Source organism: Teredinibacter purpureus (genome assembly GCF_014217335.1).
Lineage (GTDB): Bacteria > Pseudomonadota > Gammaproteobacteria > Pseudomonadales > Cellvibrionaceae > Teredinibacter > Teredinibacter purpureus.
This window is the reverse complement of the sequence record NZ_CP060092.1, coordinates 2845845-2867464: the sequence shown is the minus strand read 5'-3', so window position 1 is coordinate 2867464 and position 21620 is coordinate 2845845. Positions and strand designations below refer to the sequence as shown.

The 21620-nt window shown below is 45.5% G+C and carries 19 protein-coding genes; 12 read left to right on the top strand and 7 right to left on the bottom strand.

The window, feature by feature from the left end; genetic code table 11:
• The first annotated feature begins 17 nt into the window (after nucleotides 1–17).
• On the top strand, nucleotides 18–902 hold the full coding sequence (locus tag H5647_RS12605; RefSeq protein WP_052692048.1) for a hypothetical protein: 885 nt from the start codon (nucleotides 18–20) through the stop codon (nucleotides 900–902).
• A 1-nt stretch (nucleotide 903) separates the two neighbouring features.
• On the top strand, nucleotides 904–1296 hold the full coding sequence (locus H5647_RS12600) for a YbaN family protein (RefSeq protein ID WP_045858987.1): 393 nt from the start codon (nucleotides 904–906) through the stop codon (nucleotides 1294–1296).
• A gap of 162 nt (nucleotides 1297–1458) precedes the next feature.
• Here the strand turns inward: H5647_RS12600 and gap are convergent, their stop codons facing one another.
• The 4 genes from gap to zwf all read right to left on the bottom strand — a co-directional run bounded on the left by gap (nucleotide 1459) and on the right by zwf (nucleotide 4970).
• Complete coding sequence (gap, locus tag H5647_RS12595) at nucleotides 1459–2466, bottom strand: type I glyceraldehyde-3-phosphate dehydrogenase (RefSeq protein WP_045858986.1); 1008 nt, start codon at nucleotides 2464–2466, stop codon at nucleotides 1459–1461.
• Between the two features lie 104 nt (nucleotides 2467–2570).
• A complete protein-coding gene (locus H5647_RS12590; RefSeq protein WP_162926388.1) occupies nucleotides 2571–2711 on the bottom strand; it encodes a hypothetical protein in 141 nt (46 codons plus the stop codon).
• Nucleotides 2712–2834: 123 nt separating this feature from the next.
• Entirely contained in the window at nucleotides 2835–3461 is a 627-nt protein-coding gene (eda, locus tag H5647_RS12585; protein ID WP_045858985.1) for a bifunctional 4-hydroxy-2-oxoglutarate aldolase/2-dehydro-3-deoxy-phosphogluconate aldolase, read from the bottom strand.
• An 18-nt stretch (nucleotides 3462–3479) separates the two neighbouring features.
• Complete coding sequence (zwf, locus tag H5647_RS12580; protein ID WP_236074883.1) at nucleotides 3480–4970, bottom strand: glucose-6-phosphate dehydrogenase; 1491 nt, start codon at nucleotides 4968–4970, stop codon at nucleotides 3480–3482.
• A 468-nt stretch (nucleotides 4971–5438) separates the two neighbouring features.
• Between zwf and H5647_RS12575 the strand changes: the two genes are divergently transcribed.
• The 4 genes from H5647_RS12575 to H5647_RS12560 all read left to right on the top strand — a co-directional run bounded on the left by H5647_RS12575 (nucleotide 5439) and on the right by H5647_RS12560 (nucleotide 8815).
• A complete protein-coding gene (locus tag H5647_RS12575; RefSeq protein WP_236074882.1) occupies nucleotides 5439–6242 on the top strand; it encodes a DUF3108 domain-containing protein in 804 nt (267 codons plus the stop codon).
• 118 nt (nucleotides 6243–6360) lie between these two features.
• On the top strand, nucleotides 6361–7287 hold the full coding sequence (locus H5647_RS12570) for an adenylate/guanylate cyclase domain-containing protein (protein WP_045858982.1): 927 nt from the start codon (nucleotides 6361–6363) through the stop codon (nucleotides 7285–7287).
• A 342-nt stretch (nucleotides 7288–7629) separates the two neighbouring features.
• Nucleotides 7630–8100: a hypothetical protein gene (locus H5647_RS12565; RefSeq protein ID WP_052692047.1), complete on the top strand. Its 471-nt coding sequence runs from the start codon at nucleotides 7630–7632 to the stop codon at nucleotides 8098–8100.
• Nucleotides 8101–8188: 88 nt separating this feature from the next.
• Nucleotides 8189–8815: an RDD family protein gene (locus tag H5647_RS12560; RefSeq protein WP_236074881.1), complete on the top strand. Its 627-nt coding sequence runs from the start codon at nucleotides 8189–8191 to the stop codon at nucleotides 8813–8815.
• A 3-nt stretch (nucleotides 8816–8818) separates the two neighbouring features.
• Here the strand turns inward: H5647_RS12560 and lptG are convergent, their stop codons facing one another.
• Nucleotides 8819–9880: an LPS export ABC transporter permease LptG gene (gene lptG, locus H5647_RS12555; protein ID WP_045858978.1), complete on the bottom strand. Its 1062-nt coding sequence runs from the start codon at nucleotides 9878–9880 to the stop codon at nucleotides 8819–8821.
• Entirely contained in the window at nucleotides 9877–11016 is a 1140-nt protein-coding gene (gene lptF / locus H5647_RS12550; protein ID WP_045858976.1) for an LPS export ABC transporter permease LptF, read from the bottom strand. The genes lptG and lptF overlap by 4 nt, the downstream gene beginning before the upstream one ends.
• 116 nt (nucleotides 11017–11132) lie before the next feature.
• On the opposite strand from lptF, the gene H5647_RS12545 reads away from it, so the two are divergent.
• Nucleotides 11133–12662, top strand: coding sequence for a leucyl aminopeptidase (locus tag H5647_RS12545; protein ID WP_045861353.1), 1530 nt, complete (start codon nucleotides 11133–11135; stop codon nucleotides 12660–12662).
• A gap of 1 nt (nucleotide 12663) precedes the next feature.
• Entirely contained in the window at nucleotides 12664–13089 is a 426-nt protein-coding gene (locus tag H5647_RS12540; RefSeq protein WP_045858974.1) for a DNA polymerase III subunit chi, read from the top strand.
• 56 nt (nucleotides 13090–13145) lie between these two features.
• Here H5647_RS12540 and H5647_RS12535 read toward each other — a convergent pair whose 3' ends face one another.
• The gene (locus tag H5647_RS12535) at nucleotides 13146–15146 is read right to left on the bottom strand and encodes a hypothetical protein (protein WP_045858973.1); all 2001 of its coding nucleotides are present in this window, start codon (nucleotides 15144–15146) and stop codon (nucleotides 13146–13148) included.
• Nucleotides 15147–15537: 391 nt separating this feature from the next.
• Here H5647_RS12535 and H5647_RS12530 point away from each other — a divergent pair, with 391 nt between their 5' ends.
• The 4 genes from H5647_RS12530 to H5647_RS12515 all read left to right on the top strand — a co-directional run bounded on the left by H5647_RS12530 (nucleotide 15538) and on the right by H5647_RS12515 (nucleotide 21569).
• Nucleotides 15538–15984, top strand: a complete 447-nt coding sequence (locus tag H5647_RS12530; protein ID WP_162926387.1) for a hypothetical protein — start codon at nucleotides 15538–15540, stop codon at nucleotides 15982–15984.
• A 204-nt stretch (nucleotides 15985–16188) separates the two neighbouring features.
• A complete protein-coding gene (locus tag H5647_RS12525; protein ID WP_045858969.1) occupies nucleotides 16189–18957 on the top strand; it encodes a valine--tRNA ligase in 2769 nt (922 codons plus the stop codon).
• A 448-nt stretch (nucleotides 18958–19405) separates the two neighbouring features.
• Nucleotides 19406–20257, top strand: coding sequence for a hypothetical protein (locus H5647_RS12520; RefSeq protein WP_045858967.1), 852 nt, complete (start codon nucleotides 19406–19408; stop codon nucleotides 20255–20257).
• 10 nt (nucleotides 20258–20267) lie between these two features.
• Nucleotides 20268–21569: a DUF4785 domain-containing protein gene (locus H5647_RS12515; protein ID WP_162926386.1), complete on the top strand. Its 1302-nt coding sequence runs from the start codon at nucleotides 20268–20270 to the stop codon at nucleotides 21567–21569.
• The last annotated feature ends 51 nt before the right edge of the window (nucleotides 21570–21620 follow it).

The window sequence follows — 21620 nt, the reverse complement described above, 5'->3', positions numbered from 1 at the left end:
AAAAGGTAAATTGCTTCATGAATATACTCGCACCGGTTTTTCGCCGTCTGGTTATCATCAGCCTAATTAGCATCATATTTACAGCGTGTAATTTAAACACCTTCGCTCCTTCCCCCTCTGTCGCCAAAGCCGCTGAAACGACCTGCTCAGAATCCATTGTTATTTGTGAAAACTTTGAACATAGCGATGTACCACCCTCACCGTGGCAATTTAACGAAAGCAGTAATCTCAGCATCTCGACGACACAGACCTACAGTGGTAGCCAAGCACTTGAAGTGCACGCTACTGGCGGTGGCTATAACGCACACTATTTACGTTTAGACTTGCAAGCTTACCCAAACATTCAAACGGAATTATTCGGCCGTATGATGGTGCATTTAAGTGATGAAAACGCACTGGGTGGCGACTTCACTTTTATTGAGGCACGAGGCAAAGCTAAGACGAGCAGTGGCGCACCGCCGAACACTCCCGTTGTGTATCGCGGCCGACTAGACGGAAGACACGACCATTTTATGGCGAACTATGACACATGGGTGGACAATAATAACGATGGTGCTACAGACTGGCTCACAGACTGCTGGAAACACCCAAACGCCAACGGTGCAATAGCACCACCCGCCGAATATCAACTACCCAAAAACCAATGGGCCTGCGTGCAATGGCACTACAGCGCACCCAACAATGAAATGGCATTTTGGCTAGACGGAAAAGAACTCACCGACTTGCACGTACGTAATACCGGTGACGGCTGTTTAGGTAACGCTCAACAGAACCAATGGACCGGCCCTGAATCATTCGAGGTTATACAAGTGGGTATTGAGCAATACCACAACGGGGCAAAGCCTCGTACACTCTTTATTGACGACATTGCACTTGATGATTCAATGATAGCTTGCCCATAGCATGTTACTTAACGCAAAAAAGCACTTGCCATTATGGAAAAAAATAGCGCTAATTTCGATTGGGTGGGTTGCGGTATTGCTAGGCTTAGCCGGTATTTTCTTACCAATATTACCCACTACTCCCTTTCTTATTTTAGCCGCTAGCTGTTTTGCCAACAGTTCTGAACGCTTTCATCGATGGCTATTAAACAGCCCTCTATTCGGCCCCATTATCAGTGACTGGCAACAAAAACGGGCTATTCAAGCAAAGACAAAGCGCTGGGCGATACTCGTTGTATTGCTTACCTTTGGTAGCTCTATTTTTATTGTGCCATCGTTTAGCCTAAAACTAATGCTGCTCGTAATGCTTTGTATCTGCCTATTTTTTATTATTCGGCTGAAAGAAACGGTGTAGCGCCCACGCAATAAACTCCGAATGAATAAAGCCCCAATTTAACGTTTCCTCACAAACCTGCATTACAAGACATAAAAAAAGCGAACAGCCAGGCTGTTCGCTTTTTAGGTACTGCACTTTAAGATTAACAATCAATTCTTAAAATGAAGATATCACTCGCAATTAAGCTTGTGACTCCATGTATTCCATAAGGTCTACAACCTTATTGGAGTATCCCCACTCGTTATCGTACCAAGAGACAACTTTAACGAATTTTTCACTAAGCTGAATACCAGCATCGGCATCGAAGATAGACGTACGTGGATCACCAATGAAGTCGTTAGAAACAACAGCGTCTTCGGTGTAACCCAAAACACCCGCCATTTCACCTTCAGAAGCGGCTTTCATAGCGGCTTTAATCTCGTCATAAGTAGTAGGCTTCTCAAGACGAACAGTCAAATCCACAACAGAAACGTCTGGAGTTGGTACGCGGAACGCCATACCGGTCAATTTTCCATTCAATTCAGGAATCACTTTACCAACAGCTTTTGCCGCGCCAGTAGATGATGGGATGATGTTCTGGCCAGCGCCACGACCACCGCGCCAATCTTTAACAGATGGACCATCAACAGTCTTCTGAGTAGCGGTTGTTGCGTGAACAGTTGTCATTAACGCTTCGTCAATACCCCAGTTATCGTTCAATACTTTAGCGATAGGTGCCAAGCAGTTAGTGGTACAAGACGCGTTTGATACGATGTTTACATCGTTGGTGTACTTGGTGTTATTCACGCCCATAACAAACATTGGGGTGTCATCTTTAGATGGGCCAGTCAATACAACTTTCTTGGCGCCAGCTTTCAAGTGAGCGTCAGCAGTGTCTTTAGTCAAGAAGATACCAGTGGCTTCAGCAACGTAATCTACGCCAATTTCATCCCACTTAAGGTCTGCTGGGTTACGCTCAGCAGTCACACGTACTTCTTTGCCATTTACGATCAATTTTCCGTCTACAACTTCAACGGTACCGTTGAACTGACCGTGAGTGGAATCATACTTCAGCATATATGCTAGGTAATCGACGTCTACTAGGTCGTTAATACCAACAACTTCTACATTATCGCGCTCGCAAGCAGCACGAAAAACGAGGCGGCCGATACGTCCAAAGCCATTGATTCCGACTTTAATGGTGCTCATAGTTTTCTCCTAGAGTGTGAATATTTAAGCCCGCAGAAAACGGCTTAAGTGTTGCGTGGGTCTGTAATAAATAGGTTACGCAGAGTGTGTTGCAACATTTGTTGCTACACAGGCAGCCATACAGCATTAGGCGCCTGCTCCCTAAACTGTCCAGAGTCTGACACCAGTACCGCTGGCACTGTCTCTGCTGCATTTGACGCCCCCAGAGGGCCTGCCAAAACGGTCGCCATTCTAGCGGTTTTCATCGTGATCCTCTACACGCAGTTTATAGACAGGATCAAAAAACCACTGTTTATACAATGAAATATCAGCCCAACCCTCTTTATGCCCCAGAACAGAACACGCCAAAGAGTATGAGCTGTCAAAATTTAGCCAATTTTAGCCATGGTCGCAGCCGCGATATCAGTAATGGCTTGCCAATTTCGCTCTGCAACGAGTGTTTGCGGCACCAACCAAGAGCCTCCTACACACGCGACATTCGGCAACGCTAGAAAATCAGTGAAGTTATCAACGGTTAAACCACCGGTAGGGCAAAAACTAATCTGCGGTAATGGCCCTGCGATAGACTTCAGCAATGGGATTCCACCGACAGCAACAGCAGGAAACAACTTAAAACAACTTAAACCACATTCCATGCCCATCATCACCTCAGAAAGTGTAGCAACACCTGGAAGCATTTCGACACCAACGCTTTGCGCATGCTGTATTAATCTGGGCGTAAAACCCGGCGAGATAGCGAAATCGACGCCAATCTCGGCAATGTCATCTAACTGCTGCCGATTCACAACCGTACCAACACCCACCTCTATGCCTTGGCATTCAGCCTTAATCGTTCTAATTGCCGCCAACGCAGCTGGGGTACGCAACGTCACTTCGATAGCTTTTATCCCGCCGGCCTTCAACGCATGGGTAATGGCGACAGCGTCTGCTGCGTTTTCAATCACCACAACCGGCATAACGCCCAACGGTTGTAGATACTCTTTGGTAATACTCATGCTACATCCTTCTCTGCGCTAATCGAGCGCGCACCAGAGTTCAAAATCTTCATTTAGCCATTTGGCTCCATCACGGCTAACCAGTTCATCCGCACCATCTGGCCCCAAACTGCCCGATTGGTATTCTTCGACCTGCATATCGGTAGCCTTCCAGCCTGCAAAAATTTGATCTACCCATTTCCACGCAGCCTCAACCTCTGCCGCACTCACAAATAAAGTAGGATCATTCCGTAATACATCAAAGAAAAGACGCGAATACGCATCGTGCGTCACTTTTTTCTCTCTTTCATCAAAAGAAAAATTAAGTACGCCATCTTCAACGGGAATACCCGCATCCAAACCCGGTACTTTGTGCATTAATCTCAAGGCTATACCAGCATCAGGTTGAAGCTGAATAATCAATTGGTTAGCTTTGTGCTTTGAATGATTTTCTTCAAATATTTGGTGTTTACTCTGCTTAAATTGAATCACGATTTCAGAGTGGCGCTTACTTAAGCGCTTGCCTGTCCGCAGGTAGACAGGAACACCAGACCAACGCCAATTTTCGATTTCAGCTTTTATCGCTACAAAGGTTTCAGTCTGGCTATTGGGGTCAATCTCATACTTATCGGACTCTTCCTCTCGATAACCAGGTACATCGGCACCATCCACAAAGCCTCGACCATACTGCCCTCGAACAGTTAACTCTCCCACCTCTTCATGAGGGATCAACCGCAAAGCATTAAGCACCTTTAATTTTTCAGCTCTCACCGACTCTGCATTCAAACAAGCGGGTGGCTCCATGGCCACCAAACAAAGTACTTGCAGAAGATGGTTTTGAACCATGTCGCGTGTCGCGCCAGTCTGATCATAAAACGCCCAACGATTACCAACACCTACTGATTCTGTTACCGTTATTTGTATATGATCGATATAGCGTGAGTTCCACAAAGGCTCAAACATATCATTGGCAAAGCGAAGAGCCATTAAATTTTGGACGGACTCTTTACCCAGATAGTGGTCGATTCGGAAGATTTGATCTTCCGAGAAAGTGCGAGCCAACTCATCATTGATAGCAATGAACGATTCTCGACTGTCACCCAATGGTTTTTCTACGACCAGTCGCGTCGTAGGGCGATTCAAACCACACACATCAATCGAGCTACAGACCTTCCCAAATATCATGGGCGGTATTGCAAGATAAATGACAAGATGGTGGTCGTTTTCAAAAAAATCTTTTTTTACAGCACCAAGCGCTTCCGGATTGGTTGCATCACCTTGGCCAAACCAAATTTTATCGGCGAACCGCAACCACTTCTCTTCCGAATACAGCTCATCTTTAATACTCTTTTTTAACCACGTATGAATCTTTGCTCGAAATTCATCACGGGTTTGGCCTGTTCGCGCCATTCCAATAATGCGGGTATTGTCTGGCATACAATTGTTCAGCTCTAAAAAATAGAGCGACGGATATAGCTTTCTTAGAGCCAAATCACCATCACCACCAACAATCAACAGGTCTGTATTCATACCTTCGGATACCTTCATTAGAAAACTACAAGTCAGTTCTTTACGTGTTATCACGCTCGATTAACTTCTTTTATGTACTGCAAACCCTCGCCGCATGGCGCATAACGTTCAAAAATAGATCGTTCTGCGAAGTAGATGTGTCGGGAAGGTAATATGGGCCGTGCTAACTAAACCCTAAAACGGCATTCTATGCTCGCCGGACCGCGCTCTAGACAACGCCCAGCTAGCACTGTTCTAGTGCACACTATAAAAAGCGCCGCCATTTTAGACTGTGAAGGGAACTCATTCAACTCCGACTATTCATAGTATGGCGCTATAATATCATCCAAAATCAAGAGTTTACCCCAGCAAGGTTGTTATCTTAGCGTTAAGATCAGAAATTAAAGGCAAAATAGGCGTTCAGGTAGTATTCAACCTTGCGCCCTTACACTCGATACAATCCTTACAAAACGGCCCATTAGTACCACTATGATTCTTCTTAAACTAATAATGTTTCCAGCAAAAACCGCTTACCTCAAATATTCATCAAGCGTTCCTCTCTCGAGTGTTGCCTTAACACTCTTTTTTCTATCTATTGTCGCCACCCCCCTCGCTAATGCAGACGAAGTGCTCTTTAACGCTAAATACAAAGGCAAGTATGCCGGCATGACAATAGCTTCAACACGCACACTGACAACTAATGGTCATGGTGAGTATCAGATCGTCTCTAAAATGAAAAATATTTTCGGTTCCATTTCCGAGACCAGTCAATTTACTTTGGTTGACGGCGTTATTACGCCCAGCCTCTATCACTACAAACGAAGCTTGATGGGGTTTAAATCTGACGAGACAATTGAATTTGACTGGGCTGCTGCTAGCGCCCACTACAGGCGACAAGACAAACCCTCTAAAAATAAAGATCACACCCTAGAAATAGGCACCCTCGACCCCGTTCTGTATCAACTGCAAATCCAACGTAATGTTCACGCCGGTCTAGAAGCATTTAAAGTATCGTTTGCGAAACCCAATAAGATTAAAACGCTGCTATTTCATAAAACCGAAGAAGACACTCTTAATGTAGGCGGTAAAACCTACCCTGCTATAAAGTTAGAGCGCATCAATATTGATGACACAAAAAAAACACATATATGGGTGATACCCGCGCTCAACCACCAAATTGGGCGCATTGAACATATTGAAGAAGACGGCGATTCCTACAACTTCTATTTGAGCGAATATGAAGCGTCTGCTAACCTCGTTACGGAGCTTTATCCTGCGGCTACGCGCAAATGATGCCTCCTATACGTTGCGAGCAGCTCTCATTCCTAGGTGAGATAAAGCGATAAACGACTATGCTTGAGATGCTCTGATTAAAAACGTGTAGAATTCGCGTTCTACACAGGACGCGTAAATGACTGGCCCCAGCCCCACAATTGACCCCGATATTCCTATTGTCGAGAAAAACGGCTATCACGCCGTACTTTTTGCCGACATTGTGGGGAGTTCTGCCATTTACCAAGAATTAGGCAACAACTTAGCTCAGCGCGAAATTGATCGTCTGATGACCTTAATGATTCAAGTTGTGCATGCCCACGGAGGGCAACTCGTCAAAACTATTGGCGATGAAATAATGGTGGTATTTGACGACCCCGAATGCGCGGGAGAATCATCGATTGCGCTCAACCTTAAAATGCAGGATGAAAAACGCGCCATACGAACAGGCTTAGCATTTGGAGATCTCGTGTTTGATGGCCCCGATGTTTTCGGCAATACAGTGAACAGAGCGGCTAGCTTGGTTAGCGCAGCGCAGCGCAAACAAATTTTGATGGATCAAACCATGTACGAGGAAATGCCCTATTGGCTGCTGAATTACTGCGAACTGTACGACCGTCTAGTACTAAAAGGCAGCGAAACTAAGGCTCTGGTATATCGGCTAAACTGGCAACAAGAAAGTCACGCCGACCTCAGTATTACGCAAGTTACCGGCACTCACATTAACAGCCGCACACGTTTTGCCAATGAAATTGAAATAACCATTAATAACGAAAGCTTCTTCTTTACCTCGGCCGATAACCCTCTCACCATTGGTCGTGATCCCGCTGTCGCCCAGTGCGTAATTCGCAACCCTAAAGTTTCTCGGTTACACGGTATAATTTCGTTTCATCGCGGTAAGTTCATTTATGAGGACCGCAGTACCAACGGCAGCTATTTAGGCGAGAAACAACACCCTCAGGTCTATCTCCGTCGAGAATCGGCACCGCTCGTACGAAAAGGCGAAATTACGCTCGGCCAGCCCGACGCGGACGACAACAACGTCATAACCTTCAACCATAGCTAAATCACCCATCCCCCTCCCAACAAATACCCAACGTCGAAAAAAGGTCAAAAACTCAACAACCAACACTTTGTTACTATATTTTATTCGTATAATGTCGCCTAAATACAAATAAAATCATAATAAAGAATGGGTTTTTGGGCGTAAGCAAACACCAGAAAGTTAGTAGCTACCAACCCCTCGATTCTAGTCTTGAAACACCCTCACCCTACCAGCGTCCAAAACGTGACCAATTTCACCTAATACTGGAATGTTGGATTGCTAATTGTTCTAACTGGACACCTTTTTTATTTCCTCCAAACCAGTAATCTGGACACATCAACTCATACACGAAGGCGTTCAAATATGATCTCAACTTTTCTAAAAGGCTTAAAATTGTGCTGTACAAAGCTTGCACTAGCTTTATGCGGACTGGGCATTTGTTGCCCTTGCCTTGCCGATTTTTGGGATGATGATAAAGACAACGTTCATAGCGAAAATCAACGGACACAAATTGAAATTCTATCGGTCCACATGATGGATGATGAGGCCCTATTCGCCTCCGCTCAAGTACGCCGTGATAGCAGCATGAATCGCGAAATGCGTATCCTAAACAGCCAATGGCTCGTTCAAAGTGAATTCAATACTTGGTCTGGCAACAAAGCCGTCACCAAAATATTAAAAACAGGCTTTACGCACTTTTTAACACGACGCGCACAAATGCAAAGTAACCTGATGGAGCAGCCTCTAACCGGAGATATCACTAATGTATGGCAAGACTACACGCTTGAACTTTCTGGAGAACGCATCCGCCTTGGTATGACCTTCAAGTTTTAATGTTAATCCAAGGTAACTTGGCCCCAAATACAGACGCGCCCCCAAAACGTCTGTTACCTCTAGCCCCGCCTTAGTGCGGGGCTTTTTTATGGACAGGAAACCGCGCACGGTTACTGTCTACAAAAGTGTTTTTAACCATTCCAGTGTGATCCCCTACCGCACAACACCAATTATCCGTAAAATGCCGCCATCCAATTACGAGCATGGCCATATGACCCAAGAATTCACTCTAGCCCCCAACAAAGGAGCCCCTCTCTGGAGACGCTTCGCTTCAATGGTGTATGACAGCTTCCTTTTGCTTGCCTTAAGCATGGGTTACGGTGGCCTTATAACCTTAGTGATAACACTCATTAAGGGCGATGCCAGTGCTGGAGAGTATCAACCAATGGTCACCTCAACACTGGGAAATATCGCATTGTTTCTCGGTTGGTTAACGACTCTAATGGGGTTCTATGTGTTTTTCTGGAGAAAGGCAGGGCAAACCGCAGGAATGAGAGCTTGGCGACTACAAGTCATTAGCCTTGAACTTGACGACGCGATAAAAAAACCAACGCTTAAGGAAAGTTTTTTGCGAGCCCCCCTATCAATACTGTCGCTAATGATGGTGGGTGCCGGTTACTGGTGGCACATTCTTGATAAGAACGGAGACTGCCTTCACGATAAATTCAGTAATACACGTGTCATTGTGACACCACCACGTAAAAAGAAGCGGTAAAGATTAACTAGACCGCTTAACCAGCCCCCAGCCAACAAGAAAACACACAAGAATGGGAATCATCACGGCAAACATGGGCGAAAAACCCGATATTATCGAAATGGGCCCCAGTAATTTTTGACTTGTTTGAAAAGCAAGCCCCACAATCACACCAATAAATACTCTGAATCCCATGGTGGTTTGCCGCAACGGGCCAAAAATAAACGAGATAGCGATCATAACCAAACTGAGGGTAGCCAAAGGCTGCAACGCTTTTTGCCAAAAGGCTAAGCGGTATTCGCTGGAATCAATGTTTTGTTTTTCTTGGTAATTGGCATACGTAAGCAGCCGCTGCATGGGTAGCTCGTCAGGCTCCAATACCAGCACATTCAGTAAATCTGGCGACACCTCCGTATACCAGTGGCGGGTTAAAAATTCCTCTCGACGAATACTCTCTTTCTCGAAGTACGTCACCTCACCTTCTTGCTCAGACCAATAATCACCCTGATAAATGGCTGATCGAATAAAGCTAGCCTGCACCAACAGACCCTGATCATCAAATAGGTAACGTGTAATACCGTATAGCTTACCGTTCGGTAGCACCGCATTAAAATGCATGTACTCGTTGCCTTCCCTAAACCAAAGCCCACGCTCACTTTGTAGCGCTTTCTCGTGCCCTTGCAATAAGTCTCGGCGACTATCAGCAAACTGATCGGTATAAGGGGCAACGAACTCACCCAAAAAAGCACCGCTAAAAATAAAGATAAATACTGGACGCATTACTGCCCATATAATTTGTCGGATAGACACGCCCGCCGCACGCATAACAACGAGTTCACTTGAATTAGCCAAAACGCCCAAGCCAATAAGACATCCAACTAACGCCGCCAATGGTAGGAAATCATAAATACTTGATGGAACATACAACAAAACATAAATGAAGGCTTCGGCAAAATTATAGTCGCCCTTTAACTGACTCAATTGATCAACTAAATCGGCAATGGCATCCAAAGAAACAATAACCAACAGCACGCCCCATACTGAGCCCCACACCTGTTGCGCGATATACCGTTTGAGCTTTCTCATTTCCCGCACCCCACAACCTTAGCGCTACGGCGAAAAATAAAGCGTTTCTCTGCCAGCAATATAAGCCCAAAAGTAAAAAACACACCATGAACCAACCAAAGAATACCTGGAAACGGCTGTTCTCCTTCTTCAATGACACCACGCGCGGCATTGACGCACACAAGATAAATCATATACAACACAACGGCGGGCAGCATTTTCGCGTAACGCCCTTGCCTAGGCTGAGTGCGGCTTAAGGGAACCGCGAGAAAACCAACAACCATCACTAACACCGGCATCGAAAACCGCCATTGCAGAGCCGCCCACGCCTCAGGGCTAGATTCATCCAACAGCTTTCGCGTTGTTAGGCCATCGGTAAAACGCTTAGGCTTTACGGCATAATCAGGTTCGGGTAAAAGTTGGGAGTAATTCGAAAAAGCAACTATACGATAGTCAACATCGCCCGGCGTACCGATATAACGGCGACCCTCTTTCAATAAAAGGTACTTACGCCCAGATTCCGGATCAATCACCGTTTCACCTGAGGCCGCTGTAACGACCGCCAAATCCACTTCACTTTGACGTGCGGAGGTTAAATCCAGTGACGGTTCGATAGGTGATACCTTTGCCATAAATACATGACGCAATTGCTTTTTATCGTCACTTATAGACTCGGCATAGCTCGTCCCTGTTCCATTATCCAAATTGTGAAATCTCGCTGGTTTTAGTGTCTCAAAATCCGTTCGGCTCCGTTGCTCGGCCAACAATGACTCCGAGGCTCTAACGCCTTCAGGGCCTAAATACAAACTAAACAAACCCACCACCAAGGCCACGACGAATGACGAAGCCGTTGTAAATGCCACTAGGCGTCGCTGGCTCATACCACACGCATGCAATACCGTCATTTCACTGTCGAGATATAACCGGCCATAGGCAAACAGAATACCAATAAACAGACCAAGCGGAAGAATCAGTTCCAGATAGGCAGGCAATCGATAGGCCATTAGCGTGAGCAATACACCTGCATCCAACTTTCCAGCTGCCGCTTCCGCCAAATAATTTACAAATCGCGCACTAATAATAATCATCAACAACACAAGACTGACAGCAAACATGCTAGCCAATACTTCGCGCGCTAAATAACGGAAAATAATCATCGATAATCAAAGCCCAGAACGGTAAGGATTAAAGGCGGAATTCTAGCAGATTTGCCGCAATGAAAACGAACGCTTACACTTCGCCCATCTTGAACTCATTTTTGGACATCCGCGATATGCAATTCTCTACCAAAAAAACTGATGTACTCTCACAAAAAACCGGCTGTGCCGTGGTTTTCGCGTTTGCGAACACTCTACTGCCGAGTGCCAAAATCCTTGATGAACAGCATGGCGGCGCACTTTCTGCTCTAATCGACCAAAAAGACCTCAAATTGAGCGCAGGCCACAAACGCTGGATAACGCTTCCTCTCGGCAACACGCCCTATCAGCGCGTAATGTTGGTTCAATTAGGAAAGCCCGTAAGCAATAAACAACACGCCATCAAATCTGACAACCTAATAAACGCGTTTACGTCATTGGCTACAGGCCTTAAACAATCACCGGTGAAAGACGCTACTGTCTACATAGACGACATTTTCACGCAAAATATCGACATTAACCACGCTGATGAATGCGTTGACACTAGCTGGGTTACAGAGCAACTCGCCATAGCACTAGAGAAGTCTTTTTATACCTACAGCCAAACCAAAAGCAAACCTGCGCCAAAACCCGCATTAACTAAAATTGTGTACGCCTCTATCGATAGTGCCCGAACGAAGTCTGCTAAAACTGCCCTCGCCCGCGGCGCGGCACTGGGTGCAGGGATTAACTTGGCTCGAGAACTGGGTAATTTACCGCCCAATATTTGTACGCCCACGTATTTGGCCAATCTAGCAAAAACACTGGCGAGCAACTCCAATAAAAAGCTTACAGCCCGAGATCTCAATCAAAAACAAATGGAGAAACTCGGCATGGGGGCTTTTCTTTCCGTCGCCAAAGGAAGTTCCGAAGAGGGTCGCATGATCATCATGGAGTATAAAGGCACTAGCGCAGCCAACTCCAAGCCTCATGTACTTGTGGGTAAAGGTGTAACGTTCGATACCGGCGGCATTAGCTTAAAACCTGGATCAGGCATGGATGAAATGAAATTCGATATGTGTGGTGCGGCAAGTGTTTTTGGCAGTATCAAAGCCTTAGTCGACATGAAAGCGAAAGTGCATGTTGTAGCAATTGTGGCCGCTGCCGAAAATATGCCCGCAGGCAATGCCTCTAAACCAGGTGATGTTGTTACCTCAATGTCTGGGCAAACTATTGAAATACTAAACACCGATGCCGAAGGCCGACTCGTACTATGTGACGCTCTCACCTACGCCGAACGTTTCAAACCCAAATCAGTTGTCGATATCGCGACACTCACGGGCGCTTGCGTTGTTGCATTGGGTAACCACGCCTCGGCCCTCTATACCAACCACCAGCCTCTTGCCGAAAAACTACTCTCTGCCGGTATAGCCGCCAACGATAAAGCTTGGCAAATGCCGCTATGGGATGAATACCAAAAACAGCTCGATAGCAATTTTGCCGACATGGCCAATATAGGCGGCATGCCCGGCGGCAGTATTACAGCTGCGTGCTTCCTTTCACGCTACGCAAAAAAATACCACTGGGCACATTTGGATATTGCCGGTACTGCGTGGCACTCTGGCGCAAGAAAAGGGGCTACCGGTCGACCAGTAGCCCTACTGGTTAATTATTTGTTGAATACCTAAAATGACGCGTATTGACTTTTATATTCTCAAACAGCTGTTAGTTTCTGATCGACACATGTTTGCTTGCCGCTTAATTGATAAAGCCGTAACAAAAGGCAACAGGGTAATGGTGGCAACAAACAGTGAAGAAGAAACACGCACCCTGGATGCAATGCTATGGAACTTTCGCCCTGAATCGTTTATCCCGCACTACATTCTCGGAGAAGAGTATGCTGAACAATCTCCCGTTGTGATTAGTCACGCGGGAGACACCCCAAATCACCACGATTTGCTGGTCAATTTACGGGAGGCAATTCCCCCAGAATTCAGTCGTTACCAACGATTAGCTGAAATTGTTGTGCAAGAAACCGCCATACTCACGGTCACACGACAACATTATGGCTTTTATAAAGCTCGAGGGTACCAACTCAATAGTCACACGCTCTAACGAAAAAGCCCTGCTTAAAAGCAGGGCTTACATTACACGTTAACCGCCATTAATCCTTAGTGAATGGGAAGTTCAATTAAACCCGTTACAATTTCACTATCTGCGGTTTCATAAACATACTCGTAAAGAATCGTATTTTTAGACGTCGCCTTGTTATCTTGCCGATAAGACGCACCCGCATATGCAGAATACCGAAGTTCCCCTTCCGGCAAAGCTGTACCTGTTCTTACGATCGGGTAGATACTTCCCGAGAGAGATTCTTCATAGGCCAACGTTACTGGATAGACCATTCGACCAATTTGAACCACGCCGTTCTCCACAACCGTAAGAATATAACTTTGGTCACTCACAGTACCATTAGAGGTAATTTGCCGCATCGAAAGCGTTAAACTCTTCAACCCCTCAATCGACTGGGGGAAATAAAGGTAGGCAGTTTCTGAGCGCTCATACCTCGTTGACGCAACACCCGCCGTTGTCTCAGCCGTAATCCTGTTACCGTTAGTCCAATAATTATTGTTATCTAGCATCACGTCCGCAAAACTAAAAGGCTCTACGCTTGCAACGTAAAATGACAAGTTGTCGGATGCCACATCAACCACAGCATCAGACGCTTCATCCACAAGATTCCCTACTTGATAAGAATAAACGTTACCCGCTGTTAACGAATTTACCGCATCTACGGTGAGCAACGTATTACCTAAACTTACACTGCTCGCGACCTCTTCCTCAACATTAGCAGCGCTAATACTCGTTCTTCCCCCTAGAATAAAGTCGTCCTCACTATCACTCCCACGTACAACCGACACCACATCATTCCGGTAAAGCTTAACAGAATCATCTAACAGCTCTATTCCACTGGAGTAATACACTTTACCGGTATAAGTAGGGCTACTAGCATTTAACGTGCTATAGACTTTCGTTAAATCTGAATCTTCTTGGATAGTGAACAGTTCCATAACCAAGTTAAGCGAGCCATCGACCGCGGTAACATAATAACTAGGAATGCCACTACCATAACCGTTCACACGGTAATAATTTTCGGTATCAGTATCGTAGATAGCTAGATAGGAACTACCATAATGTGTGCCCTCAGAAGTAAACGATGGAATAAAAATCGATAATGAATCGTATAATCGCACAGTCAGGGAATATTGTTCGGTGGACTCACTATAAATCCCTTCGACATTCCGATTTAAATCATCATCTACACTTACAGGGGCACCCGATACAACACTACCCTGAAGGCCAAAGACTGAAACATTTAAAGTCAGTGTTTCAATGCCTGTGCCATCTATTTGCTCAAGCGACAAATAATATTCTTCTCCAACCAACTGACCTACTGAAAAATGATGGATCACAGCACCGCTATAGCCATTGCGGGGTAAATAGTTCGCGAAACCATCGCCATTTAAATCGAGGCTTACGCTAATAGAGCCAAAGGGCATTTGCGGCACAGTAATCGAATACAGGCCTGTTTCACTATCAAACTCTGACCGGTGGGCATAAAATTCTGCCTCTGATCCACCGCCAACGTGAGAATAGGCTTTAAATTCCAACCCTTGAACAGGTTCATGCGTTTCGCTGTCCATCGCTGCAATAACCTGTACTACACCTGGCGCAACAGCAATGACGCCCAAATTTTGGTACGCCTCTGTAGCTCCCGCTTCACGGGTAGAACCGATTACAACCCTATCGAGAAAAGCCCCGCTCGGGCTTTTAATCATCAATTCATAATCCGACGATGGCTCCAAGCCCGCCAACTCAAATGAACCACCCTCAAAAGAAATAGGCTCTTGCCAATTGGGCCCAACTTTAATCTGCACCGTAACGCCATCGACAGAATCACTAGAAGCGCTGTTAACAACTGTGCCGTAAAGCATTATTGTTGCCGTCTCGTCAGTTGCTGGCTGTTGCTCCGCAAGCAAACGATTCTGCTCTTTCATTTCAGCAACAAGCTCAGCATTATCTTCTTCGATCTCAAAGCAACCGGTAAGCGCGATTGACACCAGTACAACAGCAGCCGATCTCACCGCCCATTTAATTCCTACAATACACATACCTACATCCCTCTCCATATATCTTTTTTCCGGCCAAATTAGCCGCAACGTAATAGTAACGGTTAGGTGGTGGCGTGTTCTATTAGAAATATCACTGTACCCTACAGTGAATGTTTGCGGACAACACGCCAGTAAAAGGCTTAACTGCACGCTTTACCTGCTTTATTTTTAAACAAAAATGTGTAGGTATAGTGTTCTCAAAAACGGTATAAACGGTTAATTAGGCTTAACAGCCACGCCCTTAACCGCTACCATAGGCGGGCACAAAAGATATCGGACGGACTTCTACTTGAGCGCTGAAACGCCAAAGAAAAATCCACTTACACGAAATTCCCTTCTGCGCGCGCTAGAAGAGGTTAGATCGTCGCTATTAGGAACTGACGCAGAAAAAATGCCATCTGAAATAAACGAGCAAATGCAAGCCCTCCCTATAAGTATCGACTCTGCAGCTCCCACCAAACGCCTCAACAAACAGCCTGCGAAAACCATCGCAGCTTATTTGCGAGCGCCACACGTATTGCCAGGCCAGCAGTCTCTATTTGACGAGCAGCTAAACGATCCAACATCACTAACGCAAATTTCCCGTAAAAAACCCTCTGACCCACTCCTTGCGTTACACACAGCAGAAAAAACCGCTACGCGCAAAACCAGATCGCGCGCTCGCGATCGAAACGTGACGAACACAAAAGAATCCCCTTTAGCGCAAACAATGGATCCTTTTGATTCGACCACCGATACTGCCCTAATGGATGAACTCGTTGCTAAATACCTACCTCAAATTGAAAAAGAATTGCGTGAAAAGTTACGTCTACTGCTAGCACAGCAATCGCCCGAATAACGATAGAAAAACACCTACACAACGCTGCAACTTCGTTGCGAGCAGGGTATAATCTCGCCTCATTTCGTTCTCACAATAGTTCACCTTGGCACAAGCCCGCACGGCATCGCTTAAAAGCGGTCATTACAGGTTTATTGGTCAATCGTAATCATCATGTGAGTTACCTCTAGATCCCTGTAACACAAGGTGCAATAAGCTAGCCCCATGGAAAAAACGTATCAGCCTTCGGCAATCGAAACAAAGTGGTATCAAAATTGGGAATCCAAGGGTTATTTCGCCCCTAGCGGCGAAGGAGAACCCTACAGCATCATGATTCCACCACCGAATGTCACCGGTAGCCTGCATATGGGGCACGGGTTCCAAGAAAGCATCATGGATGCACTCATTCGCTACCATCGAATGAAAGGCCGTAACACCCTCTGGCAAGTGGGCACCGATCATGCGGGGATTGCAACACAGATGGTCGTTGAGCGCTTACTCGATGCCGAAGGCAAAACGCGACACGACCTAGGCCGCGAAAAATTTATAGACAAAGTATGGGAATGGAAAGAGGAATCTGGCGGTAACATTACTCGCCAGCTACGCCGGCTCGGGGCCTCCCCCGACTGGAGCCGTGAACGCTTCACCATGGACGAAGGCTTTAATAAAGCCGTACAAGAAGTGTTCGTTCGCCTCTACGACGACAAACTCATCTACCGAGGCAAGCGACTCGTTAACTGGGACCCTAAGCTGCACACCGCTATTTCAGATTTAGAAGTTATTAGCAAAGAAAAGCAAGGCCATATGTGGCACTTCCGCTACCCACTCTCTGATGGAAGCGGGCATCTTACTGTCGCCACTACACGCCCAGAAACCATGCTTGGCGATACCGCCGTGGCCGTAAGCCCAAATGATGAACGCTACAAACACCTCATAGGCAAAACCCTAACTTTGCCACTTGTAGACCGTAAGATCCCGATCATTGCTGATGACTACGTAGACCAAGATTTTGGCACGGGCTGCGTAAAAATCACCCCAGCTCACGACTTTAACGATTACGAAATGGGATTAAGGCACAACCTGGAGATGATCAATATCTTCAACGACGATGCCGAAATCAACAGCAATGCGCCGCAATGCTACCAAGGCATGGATCGTTTTGCTGCACGAAAGCAAATCATTGCTGACCTAGAAGCCCTCGGCCTACTCGAAAAAATTGACGATCACACCTTAAAAATTCCTTATGGCGATCGCAGTGGCGTGGTTATCGAACCTTACCTTACCAATCAATGGTATGTTAAAACTCAGCCGCTTGCCGACGAAGCCATTAAATGTGTTGAAGATGGTGACGTAAACTTTGTACCTAAGCAGTACGAAAACATGTACTTCTCCTGGATGCGAGATATTCAAGACTGGTGTATTTCTCGACAGCTCTGGTGGGGACACCGCATACCAGCATGGTACGACGACGCAGGTAATGTTTATGTGGGGCGCAGCGAAGAAGAAGTGCGAACAAAACACTCACTTGCTGATGACCTTACCTTAAAACAAGATGATGACGTACTAGATACTTGGTTTAGCTCCGGGTTATGGACATTCGGTACACTTGGTTGGCCAGAAGACACCGAGCTCCTTAAAACCTTCCACCCATCGTCCGTATTAGTAACAGGCTTCGATATTATTTTCTTCTGGGTAGCGCGTATGATTATGCTTACGCTCTATTTCAAAAAAGAAATACCATTTAATACCGTTTACGTTCATGGTTTAGTGCGCGACAGCCACGGCCAAAAAATGAGCAAATCCAAAGGGAACGTACTCGACCCCATTGACTTAATCGACGGAATCGACTTAGAAACGCTGGTAGCAAAACGCACGGCCGGTATGCAAGTCCCCCAGCTCAAGCAAAAAATAGACAAAATGACCCGCAAAGAATTCCCGGAAGGTATTGCGCCCTACGGAACTGATGCTTTGCGATTCACCTATTATTCTCTTGCTTCAACAGGCCGCGATATTAATTTCGATGTTGGCCGAATTGAAGGGTTTCGTAATTTTTGTAACAAATTATGGAACGCCTCAAATTATGTACTAATGAATACCGAAAGCGAAGATTGTGGCCAAGACAACGGTACCGACTACCAACTAACACTCGCCGATCGCTGGATTGTCTCTCGCTTACAAGAGACCGAAAAAGCCGTAGCAGACGGCATGGAAATCTATCGTCTCGATCTCGTTAGCCAAGCCCTGTACGATTTCATTTGGAAAGACTACTGTGATTGGTATCTAGAATTAACCAAGCCTGTATTATGGGACGACAATGCGAACCCCCTCGTTAAAAAAGGCACACGACGCACCCTTATTCGCGTGCTCGAAACCATTTTGCGCCTAGCGCACCCGCTCATGCCATTCATTACCGAAGAAATTTGGCAGCGAGTCAACGTATTAGCCGGCGTTAGCGGAGATACCATAATGCATGCCCGCTATCCTGAAGCCGACGACAGCAAAATAGATGCTCAATCAGTAGCCGACATCGAATGGTTAAAAAGTGTGATCTTGGGTGTGCGTACCATTCGAGGCGAAATGAATATCGCACCGGCCAAGCAATTGCCCGTGTACTTCAAAAATGGTAACGACAACGATAAACGTTGCCTAGAAAGCAACGCTCCCTTCTTGAAGAAATTAGCATCCCTAGAAAGTATCGAATGGCTAAGCGAGGCCGACGAATCACCACTTTGCGCCACCTCCCTAGTGGGTAAACTGGAAATCCTGGTCCCTATGGCTGGGTTAATCGATAAAAACGCCGAACTCGCTCGGCTAGAAAAAGAAAGCGACAAAATAGAAAAAGAAGTTGCCCGTCTGAGCGGAAAACTGTCTAACGCCAAATTTGTCGACAAAGCGCCTGCTGACGTCGTTCAAAAAGAAAAAGATAGGCTCGCCGCATTTAAAGAGGCACTCCTTACATTAGCGGAACAAAAAAGTAAAATCGCCGCCCTCTAACGTAGCGTAAACCGTTAACAGCTAAACAATAACGGTAAGATCACTTCAGGTGGTCTTACCGTTATTTTATCTCTCGAATAGACCATAAAACCTATCAGCCTCGTCTATCAAAATTAAACCTTCCGCAAATACCTCTCCCCTTTAAACTCCACCAATAAATGCATACAACTCTCACTCACTCTTTATGTGAAGTAGTATTGTCTAAAAATACACGTTTTGGCACCAATAGTAGCCTGTAAAGAAATCATCATTTATTAAGCTACATTCTTCAGAAATTATGTTGTTATCATGCTGCCGCGTAATGACTGTCACTTAAGTTGAGGCGATTGTTATGTCCTTTTATCTACACGCTTAGATAAAACGGCTTCAATATTTTTTAGCTGTGTATTGGCTACAACAATATTTAACGTAATAACTAATACACTAAATTATTAATGTGGGCGATATTATGATAAGAATTATTTTTTCCATTCTTTTTTTAACCTTTAGTCTAAATGCTGCATCGAATACAGGTGTTGCATTTGTACACGGAACAGGGAACCAAACTGACGCTTTAAATGACTACTGGAAATCCGAATTTGTAAATTCAGTAAAAATTGGTTTACCCGATCAAAGTAAGTATGCAGTCATCAATTGCAGCTTTGAAGAATATATGTGGACAAGCCCAGCGGCAGGCTGTCTAGCCGGACAGTTAACCAGCTTTATATCGAGTGAGGGCATCACTGATTTGGTCGTTATAACCCATTCAAATGGCGGTAATGTTATACGTTGGATTATGTCAAACCCAACATGGGATTCTCGTTACCCCGACATTATCAATAAAATTCGCTGGGTTAATGCCATAGCGCCTTCTAGTGCAGGAACACCATTGGCAGAAGCCGTAATCTCAGGAAATGTTTTCGAAAACTCTTTGGGCTGGTTGCTAGGCTACGCAAACAACGGGGTTCGAATGCAGCAACCATCATGGATGGCATCCTACAATAGCTCTTGGTTGCTCGGCACCAGCGGCAGACCGTCTCTTCCAAAAAGTTTTCGATCAATTGTTGGCACAGATGTAGAAACAGCCATTTGGGATTCCGATAGCTATTGCGGTGGTTACACCGAAAATTTGGGATTAGAAATAACCCAAGCGTGGTTATCTAGCTGCTCAGATGGATTTTTAGACTGTTCAAGCCAAGAAGCTGCAGGAACTGTTTGGTTTAGAGATAAATCAAAAACAAAAGGCCGAGAACCGCTTAGTCATAATCAAAGCCGGCGTAAATGTTTTAATCTCGACACTATCTTAAGAAATGACATATAAGGACTTGAAAATGACTATAAAGCTAAATGTAATTTTTAATAGCATACTTGTAACGTCCCTAACAGTGATTGTTGCTACTTTCTCCAGTGTGTCGTATAGCGCAGACATTGCGCGTGAATCGAAGACTACCTACAAAGCCAAAATACTTCCGCTTAAGGCAAGCGACCTAGGAAGCACAACCATTGAAAGCCGCTTACAAACGGTAGAAATGCCGTCTATTAATATGAACAAAGAAACCGTCACATTTGTTCAAGTACTCGGCAACGGGTCGGCAATAGAATCAGCCATAAAGCCAAGTTATACCAGCTCTAGTCGCAGTTTTAAAATGCACGTTAAGGGCAATAAATTGGCTAGCGGTATTATCATTCCTGCATCCTCTCAATCGCCTATTGTTCGTGTGGTGTCGCAATCCAACGCCAAAAGCTTTAGAGCCGACCAATTGGAATTGAAGGAAAATGGGCGATGGATAAGCGGTAGCAAAGCCTTCGATATCGTTGCTGACAGAAACGAATTGAACGCGGCCGGTATGCCAAGTGCAAGAGATGTTTTTGCAATGCGATTAAAATCTAGAGGTGCAGCCACACCTATCGAACTTCGTGTCAATAAGCTAGCCAATCTCGACGGAGATTTCGCAATACATGTGTTCGAAACCAATAGTAAAACCGTTCTCGATCTAACTGTTGCGAATACCAACCTACTACAGGGTGACAAGTTAAAAGCGGATGTAAAGTTACACAAAGGTGCCGCTCACCTAGACATTGTCTCTGCAAATGGGTATCTCGTCTCTCCTAGAGCCGCTACTAAAATCCCGGTGAAAATTAATATCATTGACGGTCAAGTATCGTCAGTTATCGATACCAAAGGTTTGTCTTCAAACGCTGCGGGACTTTGGGAATTACATATCACCTCAGAGCATAAAGGTGGCGATGTTGTAGTATTACGTGATGCAGCCGTAGCCTTTTCGCTTTCAGCAAAGACCGCACGCTTCTCCGGCGACGTCCACATTCGTAAACCACTACGCAAAACCGAAGGACTGACGCTGGAGTTCGACATAGAGACAGCATTAGCAGGTCGTTATGCGGTTAGTGCCGTTATTTATGGCAATGACAGCAACGGCAACAAAAAAGCAGGCGTCATGGTCTCGGCGGCAAAATGGTTAGATGCTAACGGTGAAATTGAACTTGATATCTCGCCACAAAAATTAGCCGAAGCTGATATTACAGCACCATTTGAAGTTCGTTACCTTGAGCTGAAAGACCAAACCCGAATGGCCTCACTTTGGTCCCAAACAAATGCTCTAAACATTCCCTAAACGATTAACTTTCACGGCCGAAAACTGCATTTTCTCTACGGCATGTACAAA